This window comes from Pseudomonas sp. LBUM1669 (genome assembly GCF_059695705.1).
Window position 1 is genome coordinate 5,299,888 of record NZ_CP166784.1, and the last position, 26,338, is coordinate 5,326,225.

Genomic DNA, 26,338 nt, shown 5'->3' on the forward strand with positions numbered 1-26,338 from the left:
TTCGCTTGGCCAATAATTTGACGTCACCGATTAAAAAAGTAGTGGCTCAATGATGTCAAATTTTCCGTTTCTCCTGCAAAATCGAACTTTTGTAGCGGTCGCATTCAGGAAGGGCCGCAGCGCACTCAGGAATTTCGCATGCCTTCTCCGTCTGGTTTTACCCCAAGTTTTTATTCTTTGCTGACTGGCGTCAAACCCGTCGACAGTCTGCTGTCCGGAACGTACTGGCTGGGTTCCAACTGGACCGTTGGCGGACCGACAAACCTGAGCTACAGCTTCATCTCGGGCAGTAATTCCTACTTTGCTACCAATTACAGTGCCGACAATGAATACCTGTCGATGTACCAACTGTCGCAGGACCAGCGTGGCGGCATTATCAGAGCGCTGAGCAGCTGGAGTTCGGTCGCCAATATCAAATTCACACAGACCACCGACGACATCACGAACGTCGGAGACCTGCGCTTTGGCGGCTATGCGCTGATGAAGGATCAGGCCGCTGCCTGGGCCTACACACCGTCCAATACGCCCAAGGGCGGGGATGTCTGGATCGGCGACCCAGCCAATGAATTTGCTATCAATGGCTCATACGATTACATGACCTACATCCACGAGATCGGTCATGCCATCGGGCTTAAACACCCCTTCTCGCCCAACTCGCTGAACACCACGATCCTGGACCCGTCGCTGGACGATGTACGCTTCACCGTGATGAGTTACAACAATAACTACTCGTATCAGCCTACGACGCCGATGCTCCTGGATATTCTCGCGATCCAGGCACTGTATGGGGCCAATACCCAATGGCAATCCGGTGACAACGTCTACCGCTGGGAGTACTACCAGAAGGTATTCGAAACCATCTGGGATTCCGGTGGTACCGATACAATTGACGCCAGCAACCAGCTGAATTCGGTCAACCTTGATTTGAACGAGGGCGCGTTCAGTTCCATCGGTGCCTACTTCGAAGACAGCACCAGCGGGACAACCTACTCCTTCAATAGCGGCCTTGCGATTGCTTACGGGACGAAGATCGAAAACGCCATTGGATCGACGTTCAACGACGTTTTGAAAGGCAATGCCCTGGACAACGTCCTAGATGGCCGCGAAGGCGCGGACACCATGTACGGTGGCGCGGGTAAAGACACTTACTACGTCGACAACACAAATGACGTGGTCGTTGAGACCGGTACGTCCGCCACGGAAATTGACTCGGTTTTTTCCACGGTCAGCTACAACCTCAGTTTCAGTCCAAACGTAGAAAACCTCACGTTGCTTACCAGCGGCAACCTCAACGGGACCGGCAACGCCTCGAACAACGTGATCACCGGTAACGCCGGCAACAACGTCCTCGATGGCGATGCCGGCGCCGACACCCTGATCGGTGGCACCGGCAACGACACCTACATCGTCGACAATGTGAACGACGTCGTCGTCGAGACCAGCACCCTGGGCAGCGAGATCGATACCGTTCGCGCCTCGGCGACGTTCATGCTGGGCGCCAACCTGGAAAACCTCATCCTGACCGGCAATGCCAGTGTCAACGCCATTGGTAACGCACAGAACAACGTGCTCACGGGCAATGATGGCGACAACCAGCTGAATGGTGGCGTAGGGCTGGACACCATGCTCGGTGGCAAGGGCAACGATGCCTATGCGGTGGATCAAGCGGGCGAGTTAACGCTGGTCGTGGAAAACGCCAACGAAGGCAACGACACCCTGCATGTCATCTACAACGCAACGGCCCAGGACAATGTTGTCGATCTGCGTGTGAGCAACCTGCAGAGCGTCGAGAATGTGTTGCTGCTGGGCACCGGCGCTTTTTCGGCTGTCGGCAACGACCTGAACAACGCCCTGACCGGCAACGGGTCGTCCAACACGCTTGACGGTGGACTGGGCAACGACACCCTTGACGGGGGTGCTGGCGCCGACACGATGATCGGCGGACTCGGTAACGACACCTATGTCGTGGACGACGTTGCGGACTCGGTAGTCGAAGCCGCCAGTGAAGGCATCGACCTGGTCCAGAGCTCCATCGGGTACACGCTGGGCGCCAATATCGAGAACGGCCAACTGGTGGGCAATGCTCAGGTCGACCTGACCGGTAACGACCTGAACAACCTCCTGACCGGTAACGCGAGCGCGAACATTCTCAACGGCATGGCCGGTGCCGACATCATGGACGGCGGTGCCGGCAACGACAGCTATTACGTCGACAACATCGGGGACGTGGTCATTGAACGGGGCGCGTCCGCCTCGGAAATCGACGCGGTCGCCACATCGATCGACTACACCCTGGGTGTCAATGTCGAATACCTGACACTGCTGGGTTCGGCCAACCTCAACGGCACCGGCAACATCCTGAACAACGTGATCTACGGCAATGCCGGCGACAACGTCATCGACGGTGGCGCCGGCGGCGACTACTTGGCGGGCGGGACGGGTAACGACATTTACCTCGTCGACAATGTCGGCGACGTGGTGGTGGAAACAAGTACCCTGGCCAATGAAGTCGACACCGTCCGCTCCTCCGTGACATTCACGCTGGGCGCCAATCTGGAAAACCTGACACTCGTCGGCACAAACACCGGCCCCATCAACGCATTCGGCAACAGCCAGAACAACGTGCTGACCGGCAACGATGCCGACAACCAGTTGAGCGGTGGTGGCGGTCTGGACACCCTGATCGGCGGCAAGGGTGATGACGGTTACATCCTGGATCAGTCCGGTGAACTGGCGTTGGTTCAGGAAAACGCCAGCGAAGGCAAAGACTCGCTGTACGTCATCTACAACGCGACCGCGCAGGATTATGTGGTCGACCTCGGCTTGAGCAATCTGCAGAACGTCGAGGACGTCCTGATCCAGGGCAACGGCGCGTTCAACGTGACTGGCAACGCCTTGAACAACGGGATGATCGGCAACAACAGCGACAACCTGATAGACGGTGGCCTGGGCGCCGACTTCATGGCAGGCGGCTTGGGCAACGATACCTATGTCGTCGATAACATTGGCGATGTCGCCAGTGAAACCAGCACCATCGCCGGCGAAATCGACACCGTCCGATCCTCGGTCACTTACGTGCTCGGCACAAACCTGGAGAACCTGACCCTCACCGGCACCGCCAACATCAACGGCGTCGGCAACGCCCAGAACAACGTGCTGATCGGCAACGATGGCAATAACCAGCTCAACGGTGGCGCCGGGCTGGACACGCTGATCGGCGGCAAGGGTAACGATGACTACGGTATTGACCAGGTCGGAGAACTGTCCCTTGTCCAGGAAAACGCGAACGAGGGGACCGACACGCTCTACATCACCTACGACACCTTCAATCCGAGACTGGCCAGCAACTATGTCGACCTGCTCGGCAACCTGCAGAACGTCGAAAACATCGTGGTGCTGGGCAGCGGAGCCTTCAGTCTGACAGGCAACAGTTCGAACAACACCCTGACCGGGAATGCTGACAGCAACTCACTGGATGGCCGCATCGGCGCTGACACCATGGACGGTGGCGCCGGCAACGACAGCTACTACGTCGACAATGTCGGTGACGTGGTCATCGAACGAGGCACCTCGGCGTCGGAGATCGACACCGTCAACGCCACAATCAGCTACACCTTGGGCGCCAACCTGGAAAACCTGAACCTGCTCGGTTTCAACAATATCAACGCTACCGGCAACGCCCTGAACAATCGCATTGCCGGCAACAACGACGACAACATTCTGGACGGTGGCGCCGGCGCCGACATCATGGAGGGTGGCCGGGGTGACGACACCTACATCGTCGACAACGTCGGCGATGTCATCAGCGAAACCAGTGAAGTGAATTTCGAGATCGACAACGTTATCGCATCGGTCTCCTACACCCTGAGTGCCAATCTGGAAAACCTGACTCTGTCCGGCACCGACAACATCAATGCCATCGGCAACAACCGGGACAACGTGTTGACGGGCAACGATGGCGACAACCAGCTCAACGGCGGCACGGGCCTGGACACCCTGATCGGCGGCAAGGGCAACGATGCCTATGCCGTGGACCAAAGTGGCGAGCTGGCACTGGTCCAGGAAAACACCGGGGAAGGCACCGACACCCTGTATGTCATTTACAACGCCACTGCACAGGACAAGGTCGTCGACCTGGGCCTGAGCAATCTGCAAAACGTCGAAGACATTCTGCTGTTGGGCAGCGGCGCGTTCACCGCGATCGGCAACGGCTTGAACAACAACCTGACCGGCAACAGCGACGACAACACCCTGGACGGCGGTGCAGGCAGCGACTTCCTGGCCGGCGGCGCCGGCAATGACACCTACATCGTCGACAACATTGGCGATGTCATCAGCGAAACCAGCACCGTCGCCGGCGAGACCGACACCGTGCGTTCCTCGGTGAACTGGACCTTGGGCGCCAACCTAGAAAACCTGACCCTGACCGGTATCACCAGCATCAACGCTACCGGCAACGCCCTGAACAACGTATTGCTCGGCAATGACGCCGCCAACCTGCTGAACGGCGGCGTGGGCACCGATTTCATGGCCGGCGGCGCCGGCAATGACACCTACATCGTCGATAACATCGGTGATGTGGTGCGCGAAACCAGCACTGTGATCGGTGAGATCGACACCGTGCGCTCCTCGGTGAACTGGACCCTGGGCGACAACCTGGAAAACCTGACCCTGACCGGCACTGACGACATCTATGCCATCGGCAACTCGCAGAACAATGTCCTGACCGGCAACGACGGCAATAACCAGCTCAACGGCGGCGCCGGCCTGGACACCCTGATCGGCGGCAAGGGCAACGATGCCTATGCCCTGGACCAAAGTGGCGAGCTGGCACTGGTCCAGGAAAACACCGGGGAAGGCACCGACACCCTGTATGTCATCTACAACGCCACTGCACAGGACGAGGTCGTCGACCTGGGCCTGAGCAATCTGCAGAACGTCGAAGACATTCTGTTGCTGGGCAGCGGCGCGTTCACCGCGATCGGCAACGGCTTGAACAACAGCCTGACCGGCAACAGCGACGACAACACCCTGGACGGCGGTGCAGGCAGCGACTTCCTGGCCGGCGGCGCCGGTAATGACACCTACATCGTCGACAACATCGGTGATGTAGTGCGCGAAACCAGCACTGTGATCGGTGAGATCGACACCGTGCGCTCCTCGGTGAACTGGAGCCTGGGCGACAACCTGGAAAACCTGACCCTGACCGGCACTGACGACATCTATGCCATCGGCAACTCGCAGAACAATGTCCTGACCGGCAACGACGGCAATAACCAGCTCAACGGCGGCGCCGGCCTGGACACCCTGATCGGCGGCAAGGGCAACGATGCCTATGCCCTGGACCAAAGTGGCGAGCTGGCACTGGTCCAGGAAAACACCGGGGAAGGCACCGACACCCTGTATGTCATTTACAACGCCACTGCACAGGACAAGGTCGTCGACCTGGGCCTGAGCAATCTGCAAAACGTCGAAGACATTCTGCTGTTGGGCAGCGGCGCGTTCACCGTGATCGGCAACGGCTTGAACAACAACCTGACCGGCAACAGCGACGACAACACCCTGGACGGCGGTGCAGGCAGCGACTTCCTGGCCGGCGGCGCCGGCAATGACACCTACATCGTCGACAACATTGGCGATGTCATCAGCGAAACCAGCACCGTCGCCGGCGAGACCGACACCGTGCGTTCCTCGGTGAACTGGACCTTGGGCGCCAACCTAGAAAACCTGACCCTGACCGGTATCACCAGCATCAACGCTACCGGCAACGCCCTGAACAACGTATTGCTCGGCAATGACGCCGCCAACCTGCTGAACGGCGGCGTGGGCACCGATTTCATGGCCGGCGGCGCCGGCAATGACACCTACATCGTCGATAACATCGGTGATGTGGTGCGCGAAACCAGCACTGTGATCGGTGAGATCGACACCGTGCGCTCCTCGGTGAACTGGACCCTGGGCGACAACCTGGAAAACCTGACCCTGACCGGCACTGGCGACATCTATGCCATCGGCAACTCGCAGAACAATGTCCTGACCGGCAACGACGGCAATAACCAGCTCAACGGCGGCGCCGGCCTGGACACCCTGATCGGCGGCAAGGGCAACGATGCCTATGCCCTGGACCAAAGTGGCGAGCTGGCACTGGTCCAGGAAAACACCGGGGAAGGCACCGACACCCTGTATGTCATTTACAACGCCACTGCACAGGACAAGGTCGTCGACCTGGGCCTGAGCAATCTGCAAAACGTCGAAGACATTCTGCTGTTGGGCAGCGGCGCGTTCACCGCGATCGGCAACGGCTTGAACAACAACCTGACCGGCAACAGCGACGACAACACCCTGGACGGCGGTGCAGGCAGCGACTTCCTGGCCGGCGGCGCCGGCAATGACACCTACATCGTCGACAACATTGGCGATGTCATCAGCGAAACCAGCACCGTCGCCGGCGAGACCGACACCGTGCGTTCCTCGGTGAACTGGACCTTGGGCGCCAACCTAGAAAACCTGACCCTGACCGGTATCACCAGCATCAACGCTACCGGCAACGCCCTGAACAACGTATTGCTCGGCAATGACGCCGCCAACCTGCTGAACGGCGGCGTGGGCACCGATTTCATGGCCGGCGGCGCCGGCAATGACACCTACATCGTCGATAACATCGGTGATGTGGTGCGCGAAACCAGCACTGTGATCGGTGAGATCGACACCGTGCGCTCCTCGGTGAACTGGACCCTGGGCGACAACCTGGAAAACCTGACCCTGACCGGCACTGACGACATCTATGCCATCGGCAACTCGCAGAACAATGTCCTGACCGGCAACGACGGCAATAACCAGCTCAACGGCGGCGCCGGCCTGGACACCCTGATCGGCGGCAAGGGCAACGATGCCTATGCCCTGGACCAAAGTGGCGAGCTGGCACTGGTCCAGGAAAACACCGGGGAAGGCACCGACACCCTGTATGTCATCTACAACGCCACTGCACAGGACAAGGTCGTCGACCTGGGCCTGAGCAATCTGCAAAACGTCGAAGACATTCTGCTGTTGGGCAGCGGCGCGTTCACCGCGATCGGCAACGGCTTGAACAACAGTCTGACCGGGAATGCTGACAACAACATTCTGAACGGCGGCGCAGGCGCGGATACCCTCACCGGCGGCGCCGGTGCGGACACGTTCGTGTTCAGCAGCGTCAGCGACATGGGCACCGGTAGCAACCGCGACGTCGTTACCGACTTCAGCACCTTGCAAGGCGACAAGATCGACCTGACGCAGTTCGATGCCAATCTGCAGCTCAACGGCTTCAACGGCTTCACCTTCATCGGTGCCGGGGATTTCACGGGTGCAGGGCAGCTGCGATTCGTCGATCACGTGCTGTCGGGTAATGTCAGCGGCAATGCGGGTGCCGACTTCGAAATCCAGCTGGTCGGGGTGAACACCTTTAGCGCCACCGATCTGGTGGCGTAACGTTTTCGCCACCTGCACTAATAAAAACGCCCCGACTTGATCGGGGCGTTTTTATTGGCGGTGTGTGCGTTGTGACGCTAGGTCAACAGTCCCAACTCTTTAGCTCGCGCCACCGCCTGCGTGCGCCGCTCAACACCAAGCTTGCTGTTGATGTGGCTGGCGTGGGTCTTGACCGTGTGCAGCGAGATGAACAGTTGATCGCTGATTTCCTGGTTGGAGCAACCTTGGGCGATCAGGCGCAGGACGGCCAGCTCACGGGCGCTGAGCTGTTCCGCCCCGGGGGATGCCTCCAATGCCGCGCGAGGGGCCATGACCGGAAGTTTTTCGGCCAGGTTCTGCGACACCACTGTCGGGGCACAGAGCTGCAGTTGCCCACGCAGCCAGTCCGGGTGTTCGGTCAGCAACGCGTCGAACGGTTGCAGGACGCCCCCGTCAGCCGCTTCCAGCGCCTGAACCAGCGCCTTGCGGGCTTCGGGTTCACGGCCGCCCGCCAGCAACAGGGCGATTTTCTGAGTCAGCGCCATCACGCTGAGCATTTGCCGTCCCGATTTCTGGCCATGCTCAAGCAGCGCGTTTAAACGCCCCTCGGCCAGCATCGGCTGCCCCTGAATCACCTCCAGCAAGGCTTGCTGCAATTCGATGTGCAGTGGCAGTTGTGGATGAAATTCCGGCGGCGCGGCCGCGTGGTCGCCGTTGTAGGTCTGGCCCAGTCGCGCCAGCCAGGCTTCGGCCAGATCGGTTCGGCCCTGGGCCAGCCAGAGTTCGCATTTGACCAGAGTGATCATCGCCAGGTAGTAGATCGGCGGCACGTCCCAGATGTGCATCAGGCGTTCAGCTTCGGCGAGTTCGACGAAGGCTTTGGCGAATTCGCCGCAGCTACCTTCGAGCCGGGCGATCACGCAGTGGCCGATCAACACGCTGATATCGCGACAGGCTCGGGCTTCATTCAAACCGGCTTGTAGACGCACCCGCGCGGCTTGCGGCTGCAAGCGCACGGCCAGCAAAAAACCCTCGTACAAGGTCAGGCGTGCGCGCACGGCGTAGAGCCGCTGCGGAGATAAGCCTTGCAGACGTTGCAGGCCCTGACGGACTTCTTGCAGTGAGCGCAGGATCTCCCCACGCGCCTGCAACACCCGTGCGCGGTCGTAATGGGCCAGCGCTTCGAACAGCGGGTTGCCGACCCGTTGCGCCAATTCCAGCGATTCCCGGTTCAAGCTGCGCGCACGCCACAAGTCGCCGTCGGCGATCGCCAGGTTGGACAGGGTTGAAAGGCACATCAGCCGTTGCCCGTAGCGCTTGGCCGGCAGACTCTCCAGTGCTTCGGTGCAATAAAGTTGCGTGAGCACACGATTGCCTCGCCCCCGGGCGATGATGCCGCTCAGGGCCAGCCATTGCGCCAGCATGGACTTCTGCGCGGTCGCCGACGGGGCTGGCAGGAAGCGGCTCAAGTGGGCCGCCAGCTCCTCGGCAGCGTCCAGTTGACAGGCCAGTCCCAACGCCCAGCTATAGAGCACAATCAGCCGCGGTGTGCTGATCAGCAGGCTGTCAGGCAAATCCATTTTCCAGCGAAGCAACATGCCAACATTCTGTTCGGCGAGCAGTTGTTCTTCGGAGAGGTTTTGCACCAGGTTCGCCGCAACGTCCAGGTGCCCGGCGCGTAACGCCTGCTCCACCGCCTCATCGAGCAACCCCTGCGCATTGAACCAGCGACAGGCGCGCAGATGCAGGCTGGCGGCCGGCACGATCGACTGGGCGGTGGGCCGGGTACGCAACAGGTCGGAAAACAAATGGTGATAGCGATACCAGTGGCCGTGTTCGTCCAGCGGCACCAGGAACACCTGGTGCGCCTGAAGGAAACGCAGGATTTCGGCACTGTCATGGGCCTCGCGGACCGCGTCGCAGAGCTCGCTGCAAAAACGCTCCTGAGGCGCGGTGTCGTAAAGGAATGACTGCACTTCGGCGGGCAGGCAATCGATGACTTCTTCGAGCAGATAATCGCGAATCAGCCCTTCCCCGCCGTGCAGCGACTGCGGCAACGCACCGTCGGTACCGGCTTCGGACGCCGCCAGCAACCAGAAACGCAGACCGGCGACCCAGCCTTCACTGCGCTGGATCAGGTTTTCCAGTGCCTCGCCGCGCAAGGAACTGCTGTGTCGGTCGAGCAACGTGAGGGCTTCATCGTGGGTCAGTCGAAGGTCCTGCTCATGCAACTCGAGCAGTTGTCGCGACAAGCGCAGACGCGCCAGGTGCCAGTCCGGACGCTGTCGACTGGTCACCATGACCAGCAAGCCATCGGGTAAATGATTGAGGAAAAATTGCAGGCAGCGGTCAAGTACCGGACCCTGGGCCAGATGATAGTCATCCAGCACCAGCAGCAAGGGTGTCATCGGCGAAAGGTGGATGGCCAGTTCATCGAGCAACCCGTCCAGCCATTCTTCGAAGGCGAAGGGCTGATGGCGCTGACGCATTTTCAACAGGCCCAGAGCCTGACTGCCGAGCGTCGGAAAGTAATCCTGAAGACCTTCGAGCAAGCGCTCGAGGAAACGGCCCGGATCGCTGTCTCGAGGACTCAACCCCAACCACAGACTGTGCCAATGGGCCGGCAGCCCCTGGCAGAACTCCACCGCCAATGAGCTCTTGCCGAAGCCGGCGGGGGCGCTGACCAGCAACAGCCTGCCACCGAGACCTGCACTCAGGCGCTCGCACAGGCGAGGCCGCAGCACATGGCCGTCGGGCAACGGGGGCCGAAAAAAGCGCCCGTCCAATGCCGCGACGGCAACGCTTGCAGGGCCCGGGAGTGGGGACAGATCAGTCATGGCCGGCTCTTGTTTGAATTGCGGGTGGCGGCGTTGCAGATGTCCGCAGACTATCGGTAAACGAAGAGGGAATGAAGGTTATTGCTACAAATGGCTACAAAAAGAATACAAGCAGAAGTTGCGGGACTCGGGATGAAGTTTTCCTGACTGACCGTGTCGCCCCCTTCGCGAGCAAGCCCGCTCCCACACTGGATCTCCATTGCCCACAAATCTCATCCTCACTGAGGGATCAAATGTGGGAGCGGGCTTGCTCGCGAAGAGGCCATCACCGGCACCAGAGATTCATGGGCCAAACCCCGGGCAAAAAAAAACGCCCCGAACCAGTCGGGGCGTTTTTCGAGGGTGCGGCCTCTGTTCAGTGCAGGTTAACGAACCCCGTCCTGACGCAGCGCAGCGGGGGTGAAATCGCTGGTGGTCGCAGTGAAGCCGAAGTCATACGCCGACTTCTCTTCGTTTTTCATGCCCAGTGCCAGGTAACGGCCCGATTGCAGGTCGTACAAGGTTTCCAGGGTGTACCACGGCACTTGCACGTTGTAGTAGTTCTGGGAGTGAGCTTCCGCCACACGCCACAGTTGATTACGGCCGTCGTAGTGGTCGATCACCGCGGCTTGCCAGGTGTCTTCGTCGATGTAGAAGTCACGTTTGGCGTAGATGTGACGCTGACCTTCTTTCAAGGTGGCAACCACATGCCAGACCCGGCGCAGCTCGTAGCGAGCCAGATCCTGGTTGATGTGACCGGCCTTGATGATGTCGTCGTACTTCAATTGCGGCGAATCGAGTTTGTAACTGTCGGAGGCGATGTACATCTCTTTCTTGCCTTCGAGTTTCCAGTCGTAGCGATCCGGCGCACCGTTGTACATGTCCAGGTTGTCGGAGGTACGCAGGCCGTCAGCCGCAGTACCCGGCCCGTCATAGGACACTTGTGGCGCACGACGCACGCGGCGTTGACCGGCGTTGTAGACCCACGCCGAACGTGGCTCTTTAACCTGGTCGAGGGTTTCGTGCACCAGCAGTACGCCACCGGCCAGACGTGCTGGCGCGGTCACTTTCTGCTTGAAGTAGAACAGGATGTTGCCAGGGTTTGCCGGATCGTAGTCCTTCATCTTGTCGCGGAACACGAACTGATCCTGGAAGTACACCAGGCTGTACGAGCCGTTCGGTTGCGGCGTGGCCTGGGTCACCAGACGGGTCACGCTGCCACCGCGATAGCGGGTGATGTGGTTCCAGATGACTTCAACGCCGGTCTTTGGAATCGGGAACGGTACGGCGGTTTCGAAGTTCTCCAGACCGTTGCCGCCGGACACCAGGTTAGTGGAGGTGGCGTTTTTCTTGATGGAGGCAAACACGGCATCCGGCACGGTCGCGCCGCGATGGGACGGGTAAACCGGCATCTTGAAGGTTTCCGGGTAGCGCTTGAACATCGCGTACTGGCCCGGAGCGAGTTTGTCCTTGTATTGGTCGACGTTCTGCGCAGTGATGGTGAACAGCGGTTTTTCACTGGCGAATGGGTCAGACAGGAAGCCTTTGCCGTCGACGGTGCCAGCGTTTTTCGCCATCGGTTTCCAGGCCGGGATCGAACCGTCAGCGTTGCCCGCCATTTCGGCGCCCATCGGCGTCAGGCTCTTGCCCAGTTTGTCCGCTTCGGCGGCAGGCACTGCTGCCATGACGCTGGTCGCCAGCAGCGAAAGCCCCAGAACTCCAGCGTGGAACAGACTCTTTGTTATTTTCATATGTGTGTTCGTCCTGAAAAAACAGTGCTTAGAAGTTCACGCCGACGCTGAGCGCAACGAAGTCGCGATCATCTACGGTGGTGTACTTGCCGTCGAAGAAGTTGGTGTACGCCAGGCTAGCGGTGTAGGTGTTCTGGTATTCGGCATCGACGCCCAGGCTCACCGCTTTGCGACCTTCTTCGAAGTTGCCGCCAGGGCCAGGCGAGTAACCGTCGACGTCGTGGGACCAGGCCACGTTCGGCTTGAGGTTCACACCGGCGAACACGTCGTTGTATTCCCAGATGGCGCGACCGCGGTAGCCCCACGAAGTCGCCGTGGTGAAGCCGTCGCTGTTGCAGTTGCGGCTGCGGTTGTTGGTCGCGGTACCCGGACCGGCACCGTTGATGGTGCTGGTGTTGAGTGCCACGCAGGTATTCACCGCGCCAGTGGCTGGCAATGAACCCGGGCCGTAGACCGGGTCGCGGCCGTAACGAACGTCGGAAGTGCTTTCCAGGCCGCCGACGTGAGTCACGCCCACTTCGCCCACCAGGGTCAGACGGCTAGCACCCATCACCTGATCAAAGAAGTGCGTCAGGGTAGTCTGGAACTGGGTCACTTCTTTACGGCGATAGCCGTGCAGGTCTTGACCCGGGCCGGCAGAGAGCAGCGAAGCATTGCCCAGAGCGCCGCCCAGAGGACGTACACCGGCGAACAGAATGTCGGTGGAGTTGAGCTGCACCGGTGCATTCGGACGGTAGCTGATCTCACCGCTCCATGCCGTACCGGTAGGCAGGGTGGTGGAGAAGCTCAAACCGTAGAGGCGGATGTCTTCAGGGTATTCGATGAAGTATTTCGAGTTACCTGCCACCAGCAGTGGCGCGAGTGCGGCGAACGGACCTGGCAGAGACGCCGCGGTGTTATAGACCGACTGCGGCGCACCCGTGGCGCTGAAGATCGGCGCACGGCTGTGGTAGTTCATGAAGTAGGCACCGAACTCGGTGTCCAGCGGCTCGAACATGTACTTGAGGGACGCGCCCCACTGGCCGCTGTCGCGAGCATCACGATCGCCGCCACGCTGGACCAGCACACCTTCCTCGTTGACATTGACGCCGTTGGCGGCCAATGGACCCAACGCAACGGCTGGAATCTGCGAACGCTTGTTCAGCACGCGCAGATTGTTGTCGCAACCATCGGCAACAATGTCCGGCTGCGAGAAGAACGTGCCGCAGTTATCGACAACGGTCTGGTCCCATTCCAGCTGGTAAAAGGCTTCTGCCGACAGGTTTTCAGTCAGGCTCTGGGACACATAGAACATGTTGACCGGGATCAGGCCTTCCTTGATCTCGGCACCCGGACGACGGAACGCGGACACGTCGATCGGGTTGATCGAGTTGATGCCGCCGCCGATGAAGGTACTTTCACCCCAGCTCACTACCTGCTTGCCCAGACGCACGGAGCCCGGCTGATCGGCAACGGAGTAGTTGTGGTAGACGAAGGCGTCGAGGATTTGCCCGCCGGAGGACTTGGCGCCTTCCTTGCGGTTGTCATTGCTGACGTTTTTGAATTCCAGGTCTTCGTTTTGCAGCGCGAAGTCGTACCAGTATTTGCCCCGGACAAAGACGCCGGTATCACCGTATTTCAGCTCAAGGTCATGGATGCCCTTGAAGATCTTCGAAAAGGCTTGGCCGCTCTTGAAGTTCAAGTGGCCGTCGTCGGAGGTCTGGGACAGACCGTGTCCACCGTTGTTGACGCCGATCAGGTTCTTGTTCGGCGACTGGGTCGACACGCTCATCCCCAGGGAGAGCGACGAATCGAACTGACCTTCGATTTCACCAACGTTGAAACTGACGCCGAATGCAGGCCCGGCGAGCGAAGAGGCGAGACTGACCGCCAGGGGCAATTTCGCCCGGCGCCAGAACGTGTTTACTGATGTCATCGACGCTACTCCATGTGCATTATTGTTATGGCAGTTAGCACTTCTAAAAACGTTGTGGATGACGGGGAGCCAAAGCGTCCCGAAGTCACTCCAAAATTGCATCGCCCCGTTTGTGCGTTTGCTTGCGTTCTTAAAAATCCTTGAGCGGACTATAGCCAGCAGGTAGTACTGCTTGATCCCTCTAAAGTGTGATTTGCAGCTGCCGGCCACTCTGGAACAGTCCTTTCGCCAGTCCGACACCTGTCGGCACGGCAAGGATGGCTGAAAATTCGGATTTCACAAGCCAAGCGCTTGCTTGGTGAGGCTGGCGTGCCTTTTTGGGCACGCCAGCGGGCGCCTAAAGCGTCGAAAGGAAGGTGCTGTTGTTGGCCTGCCACTCAGTGATGTCGAGGCGGATACGCTTCTTGTCGAGCTTGCCGACACTGGTCTTGGGAATTTCAGTAACAAGGGCAATCTGACTCGGGATCGCCCACTTGCTCAGGTGGCCCAATTCCACGAATGGCTTGAGGTGCTCCTTGAGCTCTTTAGCCCCGATTTCATGCCCTTCGCGGATCACCAGCAGCGCAAACGGGCGCTCGCCCCACTGTGGATCGGCGATGCCCACCACTGCTACTTCGCGTACCGCTACGTGACGGCTGATCAGATCTTCGAGGTCCAGGGAGGAGATCCACTCGCCGCCGGTCTTGATCACGTCTTTGATGCGATCACGAATGTCGATCACGCCCATGCTGTCCAGCGTTGCCACGTCGCCGGTGTGCAGCCAACCCCCAGCCCAGAGCTCGGCACCCTTCTGCGGCTCGTTGAAGTAGCCCTCGGTGAGCCACGGCGCACGCAGCACCAGTTCGCCCTGAGTCTCGCCATCGGCGGGCAGGAAGTTGCCGTCGGTGTCGACAATCGCCGCCTCCACCAAAGGCCCCGGTACCCCGGCCTTGATGCGATACGTGGTGCGTTCGTCTTCGGTGCCGGCCATCAACTCATCGTTGAGGTGGGCACAGGACACCAACGGCCCGGTTTCCGACATGCCGTAAGCGGCGGTCAGCTGAATGCCCTTGGCCTTGGCGGCTTCGTACAGTGCACGGTTCAGCGCACTGCCGCCGATGACGATTTTCCAGCCGCCGAAATCCGTGCTCTGCGCCGCCTTGGAATTGAGGACCATCTGCAGGATGGTCGGCACGCAGTGAGAAAAGGTGACCTTCTCCTTGCGCCACAGCTCCACCAGGTATTCCGGGTCGTAACGGCCGGGATAAACCTGCTTGAGCCCGAGCATGGTCGCCACATACGGCAAGCCCCAGGCATGCACGTGGAACATCGGCGTGATCGGCATGTATACGTCGTTGGTGCCCAGCAGCCGCACGCTGTCGATGGCGCCCATGATGGTCGACACGCCCATGGTGTGCAGCACCAGTTGCCGGTGGGTGAAGTACACGCCTTTAGGGTTGCCGGTGGTGCCCGTGGTGTAGAACGTGGTCGCGACCGAGTTTTCGTCGAAATCCTGGAAGTCGTACTGCGTGCTCGCGGCCGCCAGCAACTGCTCGTACTCGCCGACCAGGTTCGGCAAATCGGCGGTTTTTTCCGGCAGGTCGGTCAGCAGGAGGGTTTTCTCGACCGTGGTCAGGTGCCCGGCAATCGCCTGATACAGCCCGACGAACTCGCTGTTGACCAGCACGAAGCGGTCCTCGGCGTGGTTCATGGTGTAGAGGATCTGTTCCGGTGACAGGCGCACATTGATGGTGTGAATCACCGCGCCGATCATCGGGATGGCGAACATGCATTCCAGATACCGATGGCTATCCCAGTCCATCACCGCCACGGTATCGCCGGCCTTGACCCCCGCTTGCGTGAGCACGTTGGCCAGCCGCGCGACCCGCTCGATCAGGGTCGGATAGCTATAGCGCACCTGGTCTCGGTAAATGATCTCGCGGGTTTTTTCGTAACGAGCGCCGGACATCAGCAGCCGCTTGATCAGCAGCGGATACTGGTAAGCGCCTTCGGCTGGGGGGATAACGCGAGTCTGCAACATAAGAATCCCTTTTCTGACTGCACGGTGTTGGCTTTTAGAGGTAAACACTCTAGAACCCTTATACGCCGGCCAAATCAGCCAAAGGAATGATTTGCAGAGCCGTACAAATGCTAGCTTTGCGCCAGCATTTGCGGGAATTCGTTATCCGAAAGGTTTTGCGCGATCAATGCATCTCGGTGAAGGCGAGTTTCACGCCGATGGCAATCAGTACCACGCCCATGGTCCGGTCGAACCAGTGGCCCATCCGCGCAAAGCCGGCGCGCACGCGCTGCTGACTGAACAGCCGCGCCACCAGACAGAACCACACGGCCGTCGCCGCCGCGAGATAGAACCCGTAGCCCGCCTGTACCGCCAGTGGCGTGTGCGGGTTGATCACCACGGTGAACAATGACAGGAAGAACAGCGTGGCTTTCGGGTTCAGACCGTTGGTCACGAAACCTGAGGTGAAGGCACCGCGAGCCGTGCGTTCGCCGGCCTCTTTGTGCAGGCCGTCGTCGACCGCTTTGGCCGGTTGCGCGCGCAGGGCCTTGTAGCCGATGTACAGCAAATACGCGGCCGCGGCCCATTTCAAGGCGTTGAACAGCACGATCGACTGCGACACGATCAGGCCGATGCCGAGCAACGAATAACCGACGTGCAGGAAAATCGCCGTGCCGACGCCCAGCGCTGTCCAGGTCCCGGCACGACGACCGTGAGTCACGCTTTCACGCACCACCACGGCGAAATCCGGGCCCGGGCTGGCGACGGCGAGCAAGTGAATCAGGGCAACAGTCAAGAACTCTGTCCAGTACATGGGGGCTCCTTTGTGGGGCAGATTGGTCTGATTGAAATTCATAGGCGCCCCTGTGGGAGCGGGCTTGCTCGCGAAGGCGGCGTGCCAGGTAATAAAGATGTCGACTGACACGCCCTCTTCGCGAGCAAGCCCGCTCCCACAGGTTCAGCGTCCGACCTGGCAATGGGTAACCATTTGTTTCATCTGGTAGGCTCGGCAGATTACGCCTTCAGTTCACTGCACAAAAGGTACAGTTGATGACGAACTCTCGCCGCGCCGTTTTTCTCGACCACCCTTCGCTGGACCTGGGCGACCTCGATCTCAGCCCGTTGCGCGACTGCTTTGACGACTTGCAGCTGTTCGCACAAACCACGCCGGAGCAGGTGATCGAACGCCTCAAGGGCGCCACCGTGGCCATCAGCAACAAGATCCCGGTCGACGCCAACGCCATCGCCGCCAGCCCTGATCTGAAGCTGATCCTGATCACCGCTACCGGCACCAACAACGTCGACCTCGCGGCCGCTCGCGCCCACGGAATCACGGTCTGCAACTGCCAGGGCTACGGCACGCCGTCGGTGGCACAGCACACGATCATGTTGCTGCTCAACCTGGCCACGCGTCTGGCGGACTATCAGAAAGCCGTCGGTGAAGGCCACTGGCAGCAAGCGAAACAGTTCTGCCTGCTGGATTACCCGATTGTCGAACTCGAGGGCAAAACCCTCGGTCTGCTCGGCCATGGCGAACTGGGTGGCGCGGTCGCGCGGCTGGCCGAAGCGTTCGGCATGCGCGTGCTGTTGGGTCAGATTCCCGGGCGCCCTGACCGGCCGGATCGCTTGCCGCTGTATGAACTGCTGCCGCAAATCGACGCGCTGACCCTGCACTGCCCACTCAACGAACACACCCGCCACTTCATCGGTGCCCGAGAGCTGGCCTCGATGAAACCCGGCGCTTTCGTGGTCAACACCGCACGCGGTGGCTTGATCGATGAACAGGCGCTGGCCGATGCGTTGCGCAAGGGTCATCTGGGCGGCGCGGCCACCGATGTGCTGAGCGTCGAGCCACCGACCGCTGGCAATCCCTTGCTGGCCCACGACATTCCACGGCTGATCGTCACGCCGCACAACGCCTGGGGCAGTCGCGAGGCGCGGCAGCGGATCGTCGGTCAATTGACTGAAAACGCGCAGGGCTTCTTCAGCGGTAAAGCGCTGCGGGTTGTCAGTTGATAGACTGCGGCACTTTTTTTCACAGGAGCAGTTATGGATCCGCGCAGTGAAGTACTGCTTCGTCAGGCCGAGTTATTCCAGGGTTCGGTGCTGCTGGCCGGTTTGCCCGCCGATGACTTGCTGGGCCGTCTGCCCGACGCCCATGGCTGGTGCTGGCATGCCGGCGATCAAGCGGCGCTGGAGGCACGCTTCCCCGAGCGCAGCCATTTTGGCGTGAACGCACCTGAGCCTGAGTTCGAGACCGCGGTGGTGTTTTTGCCCAAGTCCAAGGACCTGACCGACTACATCCTCAACGCCCTCGCCTCGCGCCTGGCCGGTCGCGAGTTGTACCTGGTGGGTGAAAAACGCAGCGGCATCGAAGGCGCAGCCAAGCAACTGAACCCGTTCGGCAAGCCACGCAAGCTCGACAGCGCGCGGCATTGCCAGCTCTGGCTGGTCACCGTGGCCAACGCGCCAGCAGCCAAGTCGCTGGAAAGCCTGGCCCAGACCTATGAATTGCCGCTGGCCGAAGGTCCGCTGAAAGTCATCAGCCTGCCGGGCGTGTTCAGCCACGGTCGGCTGGATCGCGGTAGCGCGCTGCTGCTGGAACATCTGGACAAGTTGCCGAGCGGCCACTTGCTCGACTTCGGTTGCGGTGCCGGTGTGTTGGGCGCTGCGGTGAAGCGTCGTTATCCGCACAATCAGGTGACATTGCTCGACGTCGACGCATTCGCTGCCGCCAGCAGTCGTTTGACGCTGGCTGCCAATGGCCTTGAAGCCGACGTGATTACCGGTGACGGTATCGACGCGGCACCGATGGGTTTAAGTGCAATTCTGAGCAATCCTCCGTTCCATGTCGGCGTCCACACGGACTACTTCGCCACCGAAAACTTGCTACGAAAAGCAGCCAAACATCTGAAAAACGGCGGCGAACTGCGACTGGTCGCCAACAGCTTCCTGAAGTACCAGCCGCTGATCGAAGAGCACTTGGGCGTGTGTGCGATCAAGGCCGAGGGACAGGGTTTCAGAATTTATCGGGCCAAAAGAGGCTGACAAATAAGTGCTTGCCTAACGGGTTTCGCCTAGGCAGAATCCGCTCCGTCCTAGGGGAGTAGTCTCCCACGAGCGCCATGCTCGTCCGGCATACGTCAACATACTTGGTCAACAGACCATGGCGTATGCGACCCAAGCGTCCGCATCAGACGGATCGCAGGGTTTGACAAGACCTATGACACGAACACCTTACCCGGGGCGGGAAGGCTGTACGTGTCATAGCCGTGTCGACCCGCCCCTTAGGAAAACCCTGATGATGTTGGACTCTCTGCTCGTTCCCACAGCAATCGTTGCCTTGGCCGAAATCGGCGACAAGACGCAACTGCTCGCGCTTATTCTCGCTGCTCGCTTTCGCAAACCCTGGCCGATCATCGCCGGCATCGTCGCCGCGACCCTGGCCAACCACGCGGCAGCCGGCGCGGTAGGTGCCTGGTTCGGCAGTTTCTTCTCGGATGCGGTGTTGCACTGGATCCTGGCGGCGAGCTTCGCCGCGACCGCACTGTGGACCCTGGTGCCGGACAAGATGGACGACGATGAAGCCAGCACCGCCCGCAAGTTCGGGCCGTTCCTGACCACGCTGATTGCGTTTTTCCTGGCGGAAATGGGCGACAAAACCCAGGTCGCCACGGTGATGCTCGCCGCGCAATACCCGGATTTGTGGCTGGTGATCATCGGCACCACCGCCGGGATGCTGATTGCCAACGTGCCGGTGGTGTTGGCCGGTAACTTTGCCGCGGACAAATTGCCGCTCACCCTGATCCGTCGCCTGGCGGCTTCGGCGTTCTTTGTCCTGGCGATTGTGGCGGTGTACAAGGCGATGCAGAGCAGTGGGTGGGTTTGATCTGATAGCTCCCGGCTCCAACTTATAGATACCCGCTATCAAAAGTCCATCGCCAATAGCTGTCAGAGTTGACAGCTATTGGCAATCAAACACGAGACTTATATTCATGGCTCCCTGATCTCGCTCCGAACACAAGGATCGTAGCCATGAACACCCCAAAGCCTGAACTCGAAGGTGTAATTATTCCCTACACGCCCTACAGCGACGCATGTGTCTATACGGCCACAGTGGATCCAATTAATCCAAAACGCGTGCGTATTCGCTTAAGTGGCCGAACTGAAAATGGTCTGAAAGAATTGGAGTCCATTGAGAGAGCTGAATTACTTTTTCAGAACGACGGAGGCTACATGTCCACCTCCAACGAGTACGGCAGTGATTCATCAGAAAGCTATTACTGGACTTTTCCTCCAAAAGGCGTGGCGTCTCACTTCACCATTTCGGATGGTGCAGGGAATCCATTCAGGATTACCTTCGAAAAGAAGGACTCGAAGTATTTCGAGTTTGAGTGCGAATTCTTTGCCGTATTCGGGGAAAAATATGATTACAACCCGAACGGCAATTACATATTCATTGATTATTTAATGCGTGACGTGAATGCCCGGATGAAGGATCACTTCACGAAGTCAGACAAGTAAGTAAATAAAGGCGCTCCTGTCCAACAAGAGCGCCTTTCTTCATCAGGATCTCGGCGCTTTCTCGTACAACGGCATCACCTTGGGAATCGCCGCCTGCAACGAAGCAATCCGGCTGGAAGAAGCCGGGTGAGTGCTCAAGAACTCGGGGGGCGCGCCTTCCGAGGCCTTGCTCATCTTGTTCCACAGGGTGATCGCGGCATTCGGGTTGTAACCGGCACGGGCCGCCAGTTCGAGGCCGATCAGGTCCGCCTCGTTTTCATTGCCACGACTGTTGGGCAAGGTCATGCCGTATTTCGCCACGGTGTCCGCCAGGGCGAGGCTGTCCTGCCCAAGGCCGAGCAACGCACCTGCGCCCTGCTTGGCCATCTCCACGCCGTATGCCTTGGACATCGCTTCACGACCGTGCTCGCGCAGGGCATGGGCGATTTCATGGCCCATGATCGCGGCGATTTCATCGTCGGTGAGTTGCAGTTTGTCGATCAACCCCGTGTAGAAAATGATCTTGCCGCCAGGCCCGCAGTTGGCGTTGAGCTCGTCGCTCTTGATCAGGTTGACTTCCCATTTCCACTGGGCCGAATCCGGACGGAAAACGGGCGCCTGGGCAATCAGCCGATCGGCAATCAGCTGGACGCGTTTGGCGTCGTTACTGGTCTTGTCCAGCACGCCTTTGGTGCTCGCCTCTCCAACAGTCTTTTGGTAAGACTGGGCGTACATCTGGTTGACTTCGTCGGTGGACAACATGCTGAACATGTACTGCTTACGCTCAACGCCCACGGCCCCACCGCTGGTGGTATTGACCGACTGACAACCGGCCAGCAGCAAACCTGCGCTCAGCGCACACACAACCAATGTCTTGTTCATCAAAAAACTCCCTGAAAACATGGTGCGTATCCTAGGCGGGGAACTGTATCCACACCAGATACAACTGACGTGTAGACGCTCATTTCAGATAAAGCTCTCATTGCCGTAGGAAAAAATTCACATAACGACGCCCGCCATGGCCGACACCGGCCCGCAATGATCCATTTGCGACATCCAACGCTCCAAAACAGCCATATCGCCCAACTCCGCTCATGGCCCTCCGCCCCTCTGCCGATACACCACCGCAGACGTTCTCTTGCGTGCGGAGCACCCATGAAATTCAAGTCGATCCAGTTTTCCGTGGCGGCCCTCGCCGGCGCCATCGTTCTTAGCGTAGTCGCCGCGCTGGTGCTGTACGCACTGTTTTCCGGCGCCCGGACGCAAGACATGGTCCAGGAGCGGACCCAGGCGCAATTCGAGCAAGTCATCGAGCAGCGCCTGACCTCTCTGGCGCAAACCCAGGTCAGCCAGATCCAGCGCGAACTCGAAGCGCCGCTACTGATCGCCGGCGGCCTGGTGCGGGTCAACGCGCTGATCGGTACGCCGGGCGCCGATGGTCAGCCGACCTTGAGCCTGAGCCGGGAGCAGTTGATCAGCCTGATCAAGGAAAACGTGGTCAAGAACCCGAAAATTCTCGGCACCTATATAGGCTGGGAAAAAGACGCGCTCGACCACAACGATGCGGCCTACGTCGACACCAAGGTGGTCGGCATCGACGCCAGCAACGGGCGCTTCCTGCCGTGGTGGTTCCGCAACGAGGACGGCACCCTGGGCCTGGACAAACTGGTGGACGTCGACGACCAGAAAACCCTGTCCACCGGAGTGCGCGCCAGCGAGTACTACCTGTGCTCGAAGGAAACAAAAAAATCCTGCGTGATCGATCCGGCGCCCTACAAGGTCGGCGACAAGATCGTCATGCTCGCCTCGTTTATTGAACCGATCATGCTCAACGGAGCCTTCCAGGGCATCGTCGGCGCCGACCTGTCGGTGAACTTCATCCAGGAAATGTTGCTGGGGGCGAATCAGAAACTGTACAGCGGCGCAGGGGAAATGGCGCTGATCGGCGGTAACGGCCGGATCGTTGCCTACACCAAGGACCCGAGCAAATTCGGCGAGAAGGTCAGCGACATCCTCGACAGCAAGCAGATCGCCAACATGGCCATCCTCAAGCGCGGCGAAGTGACCTACACCGTCGACAAGGCCCAGGGCCGGATCGAGTTGTACCTGCCCTTCGGCATCGGCCAGACCGATGCGCGCTGGACCCTCATGCTGCAACTGCCGCTGAACGCCGTGATGGCCGACCTGCAAAAACTGCAGGGCGACCTGGACGTTCAACGCAAATCCGACACCTTCGGCATGGCCATGGTGGGTTTGTTGATCGCCGGTATCGGCTTGCTGGTGATCTGGCTGGTGGGCCACGGCATCGCCCGCCCGCTCAAGCAAATGGTGGCGATGCTCGACGATATCGCCAAAGGCGAAGGCGACCTCACGCGCCGCCTGACCAGCGACCGCGCTGATGAACTGGGCTCGATTGCCAAAGGCTTCAACACGTTCCTGGCCAAGCTACAGGCGATGATCACCCAGGTCGTGACCTCGGTGCAGAGCGTCAGCGATTCTTCGGAACACACCGCCGATATCGCCATCCGCACCAACATCGGTGTGCAAAAGCAAATGGCCGAGATCGATCAAGTGGCCACGGCGGTGCATGAAATGACCGCCACCGCCCAGGACGTGGCACGCAACGCGACCCAAGCCGCACAAGCCGCCAGCCATGCCGATCAGGCAGCGGCCCAGGGCATGCAGATCGTGCGCGACACGTCGAATTCGATTGGCGTCCTGGCAATTGAAATCGGCAAGGCTGTCGGCGTGGTGCAGACCCTGGCCAAGGACAGCGAGAACATCAACGCGATCCTGACCGCCATTCGCGGGATCGCCGAGCAGACCAACTTGCTGGCCTTGAACGCGGCAATTGAAGCGGCCCGCGCGGGCGAACAGGGCCGCGGTTTTGCAGTCGTGGCCGATGAAGTGCGCAACCTGGCGCAGAAAACCCAGAAGGCCACGGAAGAAATCCAGACCATGATCCAACAGCTGCAACAAGGCACCCGCGATGTGGTGCGGGTGATGGAGGACAGCCAGAACCGTACGGACGAAAGCGTGCAACATGCAGCGAAAGCGGCCGAGGCCCTGGAGACCATTACTCAGGCGGTGTCGGTGATCAATGACATGAACACGCAGATTGCCAGTGCGGCCGAAGAGCAGAGCGCGGTGGCGGATGACATCAACCGGAACGTGATCAACATCGGGCAAGTGGCCAATGAAGTGGCGGGCGGGGCGGATGAATCGAGCGCGGCCAGTGCGGATTTGACCAAGCTTGCTGAGCAGCAGCGGCGGTTGATCAATCAGTTCAAGGTTTAGGAATCGCCGGAAGGTCCTGCGGACCTTATCGCGAGCAGGCTCACTCCTACAGTGGATCTCTGTTGTTCATAAATAATGTGTTCACTGGAGATCCAAATGTGGGAGTGAGCCTGCTCGCGATGGCGTCAGCGCAAGCGCCGAGTCAGCCCGGGGTCAAACACTCCGGCCCATTGAGCTTCGGATCATTCACCAGATTCGCCAACACCCGCTCGCGCAACGCCGCGGGCTCACTGGCCAGCAACCCTTGCAATACATGCAGCGGCGTCTCGGGATCGAGCCATGCTTGCTGCCCTGCCTCATCCAGAATCAACGGCCGACGCTGACTCGCCGCCGGTTGCGTGATCACTGCCGTGCTCAGCCACACCTGCTCCTGCACCGGATACGCTTCCCAGATCGCCGCAAAAAACAAGGTCGAGCCTTCCCCCGGCGTCAGCCAATACGGGCGCTTGCGGGTCGTGCCACGCCATTCGTAAAAACCGTTGGCCGGCAGCAGGCAACGGCGTTCGCGCAAGGCCTGGCGAAACATCGGTTGTTCGGCAACGGTTTCGGCCCGGGCATGGGCCGGGGTGCGGGAAAGATCGGTCAGCCACGGCGGCGTCAAACCCCAACGCGCCCGCGCCAACTCACGCTGGGCGTCTGTGCCGGCACGCAGCATCAGCACCGAATCGTTGGGAGAAATATTCCACTGGGCCTGCTGATCGGCGGGGAAGCCAGGCAGGGCCGCGAAGGCGGGGTTCCAGCGAAACAGGGCATAACGTCCGCACATGGGGCAACACGACTCTCAATAAAACGAACGCCAGCCTAACAGACCAGCGTGCCGGGAAAACTGTCCGGTTCATCACCCGGCAGTGGCAGCGCGGCATTGTACGCGGTGATCAGCTCGCGGGCATATTCGGCCTGGTCGTTATCCACCGACAAGCCCAGCAGGCCATAGATTGGCAGTTCACCGGTCCCGCCGATTAAATCGCGGCCCACCAGATGCGCCTCGATGCCCTCGCTGGCCAGCATGCCTTGCAGCAACTCACCTTCCATCAAGTTTTCCGGCTCGTAGATTCGCTGCATAGACGCCCCTTACTCATTTTCGCTGAACACTTCGAGGTGCCATTCCTCTCCGTCAACCTGCAACACAAACGTTATCGGCCGACAGCACACCTGACAGTCCTCGATATAGGTCTGATCGCCCCCGGACAGGTCCACCGTCGTCTCGACCTCTTCACCACAATACGGACATTCATACTGCGCAGTTTCCAGCATCGCGGTCTCCCAGGTGACTTGTGCGTATAATCGCCGGTCTATTTGCAGGGCTATTTTTGTCTGGCTACCTTTTCAGACCGTGCCCCGTTGGTTTTCGATCAAAACCTTTACTTACCCTAGCCGTTTCTAACAAGAGAGCATGATGGGCGAATTCGATGCCATCCGACCTTACAATGACAGCGAAGTCCCTGCGGTGCTGGACCGACTGCTCGGCGACAAGGCGTTTCTAGATATCCTCATCCACTTCCGCTTCCCGCGCTTTGCCGGTGCCTTTGGCTGGGCGCTCAAACCTCTTATAGCTCATCGGCTGCGCCGTGAGTTCGCCGGCGTCACCTCGGTAGCCACGCTGCAGGATAAAGTCGAGATGTATGTCGACCACACCATTGAACGGGCCACGGACGGTGTGACGTACACCGGCGTCGAGCAGTTCAAGTCCGGCAGCGCCTACCTGTTCATCGCCAACCACCGTGACATTGTGATGGACCCGGCCTTCGTCAATTACGCCGTGTACCACGCTGGCCTGCCGACACCGCGTATCGCGATCGGCGACAACCTGCTGCAAAAGCCCTTCGTCAGCGATTTGATGCGCCTGAACAAGAGCTTCATCGTGCACCGTTCGATCTCCGGGCGTCGCGAGAAGATGGCGGCGTATCAGCTGCTGTCGGCCTACATCAACCACTCGATCCGCAACGATTGCGCCTCCATCTGGATCGCCCAGGCCGAAGGCCGGGCCAAGGACGGCGACGACCGCACCGAGTCGGCGATCCTGAAGATGTTCCACATGAGCCGCAAGGACGAGCCGTTCGGCGAAGTCATCCGCTCGCTTAACGTCAGCCCCGTCTCGATCAGCTACGAATACGACCCGTGCGACCAGGCCAAGGCTCGCGAGCTGTTCATCCGCGCCACCAGCGGCAGCTACTCCAAAGTCCCGGGCGAGGACGACGTCAGCATTGCCAAGGGCATCACCGGCTACAAGGGCCGGGTGCACGTAAACTTCGCCGCGCCGATCACCGAGCTGTTCGACGACACCAAGCAGTTGGCGATCGAGATGGACCGGCAGATCCTCGGCGGCTACCGGTTATTCCCGGTGCATTACCTGGCTTACGCCCAGTGGAAAGACACCGATCCGCAATTGCAGGTGCCGAAGGCCGCCGAGGTGTTTGCGGCCGACGAACTGGCCCAGGCCCAGGAAGAATGGCAACGTCGTCTGGAGGCTTGCCCTGAGGAACATCGTCCGTATCTGGTTCTGCAATATGCAACGCCGGTGCGTAATCAGTACCGGGTCAAGGCTGGTTTGCCGCTGTAATTGGGCTGGATACAACACGGCGCCCTGTGGCGAGGGGATTTATCCCCTCGC

Annotated in this window: 16 protein-coding genes, 1 pseudogene and 1 riboswitch; of the genes and pseudogenes, 8 read left to right on the forward strand and 9 right to left on the reverse strand. The window is 59.8% G+C overall.

The window, feature by feature from the left end:
• Positions 1-138: 138 nt before the first annotated feature.
• The gene (locus ACA051_RS24595; RefSeq protein WP_497372290.1) at positions 139-7,467 is read left to right on the forward strand and encodes a matrixin family metalloprotease; all 7,329 of its coding nucleotides are present in this window, start codon (positions 139-141) and stop codon (positions 7,465-7,467) included.
• Positions 7,468-7,544: 77 nt separating this feature from the next.
• Here the strand turns inward: ACA051_RS24595 and ACA051_RS24600 are convergent, their stop codons facing one another.
• From ACA051_RS24600 to ACA051_RS24620, 5 genes are all read right to left on the reverse strand, one after another.
• Complete coding sequence (locus ACA051_RS24600; protein WP_497372292.1) at positions 7,545-10,283, reverse strand: winged helix-turn-helix domain-containing protein; 2,739 nt, start codon at positions 10,281-10,283, stop codon at positions 7,545-7,547.
• 365 nt (positions 10,284-10,648) lie between these two features.
• Positions 10,649-12,013: a DUF1329 domain-containing protein gene (locus ACA051_RS24605; protein WP_109634739.1), complete on the reverse strand. Its 1,365-nt coding sequence runs from the start codon at positions 12,011-12,013 to the stop codon at positions 10,649-10,651.
• Between the two features lie 28 nt (positions 12,014-12,041).
• Positions 12,042-13,928, reverse strand: coding sequence for a DUF1302 domain-containing protein (locus tag ACA051_RS24610; RefSeq protein WP_497305365.1), 1,887 nt, complete (start codon positions 13,926-13,928; stop codon positions 12,042-12,044).
• A 337-nt stretch (positions 13,929-14,265) separates the two neighbouring features.
• The gene (locus ACA051_RS24615) at positions 14,266-15,948 is read right to left on the reverse strand and encodes a fatty acid--CoA ligase (protein ID WP_497305367.1); all 1,683 of its coding nucleotides are present in this window, start codon (positions 15,946-15,948) and stop codon (positions 14,266-14,268) included.
• 163 nt (positions 15,949-16,111) lie between these two features.
• Positions 16,112-16,741, reverse strand: coding sequence for a LysE family translocator (locus ACA051_RS24620; protein ID WP_497372294.1), 630 nt, complete (start codon positions 16,739-16,741; stop codon positions 16,112-16,114).
• Positions 16,742-16,977: 236 nt separating this feature from the next.
• Between ACA051_RS24620 and ACA051_RS24625 the strand changes: the two genes are divergently transcribed.
• From ACA051_RS24625 to ACA051_RS24640, 4 genes are all read left to right on the forward strand, one after another.
• Positions 16,978-17,943, forward strand: coding sequence for a 2-hydroxyacid dehydrogenase (locus tag ACA051_RS24625; RefSeq protein WP_497372296.1), 966 nt, complete (start codon positions 16,978-16,980; stop codon positions 17,941-17,943).
• A 33-nt stretch (positions 17,944-17,976) separates the two neighbouring features.
• Positions 17,977-18,975: a methyltransferase gene (locus ACA051_RS24630; RefSeq protein ID WP_497305373.1), complete on the forward strand. Its 999-nt coding sequence runs from the start codon at positions 17,977-17,979 to the stop codon at positions 18,973-18,975.
• Positions 18,976-19,015: 40 nt separating this feature from the next.
• Positions 19,016-19,140: riboswitch (yybP-ykoY riboswitch) on the forward strand.
• A gap of 91 nt (positions 19,141-19,231) precedes the next feature.
• Positions 19,232-19,816, forward strand: coding sequence for a TMEM165/GDT1 family protein (locus ACA051_RS24635; protein ID WP_403107213.1), 585 nt, complete (start codon positions 19,232-19,234; stop codon positions 19,814-19,816).
• Between the two features lie 146 nt (positions 19,817-19,962).
• A complete protein-coding gene (locus ACA051_RS24640; RefSeq protein ID WP_497372298.1) occupies positions 19,963-20,451 on the forward strand; it encodes a hypothetical protein in 489 nt (162 codons plus the stop codon).
• 42 nt (positions 20,452-20,493) lie between these two features.
• Here the strand turns inward: ACA051_RS24640 and ACA051_RS24645 are convergent, their stop codons facing one another.
• The gene (locus ACA051_RS24645; protein WP_497305375.1) at positions 20,494-21,312 is read right to left on the reverse strand and encodes a M48 family metallopeptidase; all 819 of its coding nucleotides are present in this window, start codon (positions 21,310-21,312) and stop codon (positions 20,494-20,496) included.
• A gap of 1,362 nt (positions 21,313-22,674) precedes the next feature.
• Between ACA051_RS24645 and ACA051_RS24650 the strand changes: the two are divergent.
• Both ACA051_RS24650 and ACA051_RS24655 read left to right on the forward strand, forming a co-directional pair.
• Positions 22,675-22,872, forward strand: a pseudogene (locus ACA051_RS24650) (HAMP domain-containing protein); the annotation flags it as partial.
• Between the two features lie 111 nt (positions 22,873-22,983).
• A complete protein-coding gene (locus ACA051_RS24655) occupies positions 22,984-23,727 on the forward strand; it encodes a methyl-accepting chemotaxis protein (RefSeq protein WP_370693218.1) in 744 nt (247 codons plus the stop codon).
• A 142-nt stretch (positions 23,728-23,869) separates the two neighbouring features.
• Here the strand turns inward: ACA051_RS24655 and ACA051_RS24660 are convergent, their stop codons facing one another.
• From ACA051_RS24660 to ACA051_RS24670, 3 genes are read right to left on the reverse strand one after another with little or no spacing between them, the layout of a single operon-like run.
• Positions 23,870-24,493, reverse strand: coding sequence for an SOS response-associated peptidase (locus ACA051_RS24660; protein WP_497305376.1), 624 nt, complete (start codon positions 24,491-24,493; stop codon positions 23,870-23,872).
• A gap of 35 nt (positions 24,494-24,528) precedes the next feature.
• Positions 24,529-24,789 (reverse strand): putative signal transducing protein, encoded by a 261-nt coding sequence (locus tag ACA051_RS24665; protein ID WP_010458208.1) that lies wholly within the window; start codon positions 24,787-24,789, stop codon positions 24,529-24,531.
• Positions 24,790-24,798: 9 nt separating this feature from the next.
• Positions 24,799-24,981 (reverse strand): CPXCG motif-containing cysteine-rich protein, encoded by a 183-nt coding sequence (locus ACA051_RS24670; protein ID WP_214378625.1) that lies wholly within the window; start codon positions 24,979-24,981, stop codon positions 24,799-24,801.
• A 139-nt stretch (positions 24,982-25,120) separates the two neighbouring features.
• Here ACA051_RS24670 and ACA051_RS24675 point away from each other — a divergent pair, with 139 nt between their 5' ends.
• On the forward strand, positions 25,121-26,287 hold the full coding sequence (locus tag ACA051_RS24675; RefSeq protein ID WP_497305378.1) for a 1-acyl-sn-glycerol-3-phosphate acyltransferase: 1,167 nt from the start codon (positions 25,121-25,123) through the stop codon (positions 26,285-26,287).
• The last annotated feature ends 51 nt before the right edge of the window (positions 26,288-26,338 follow it).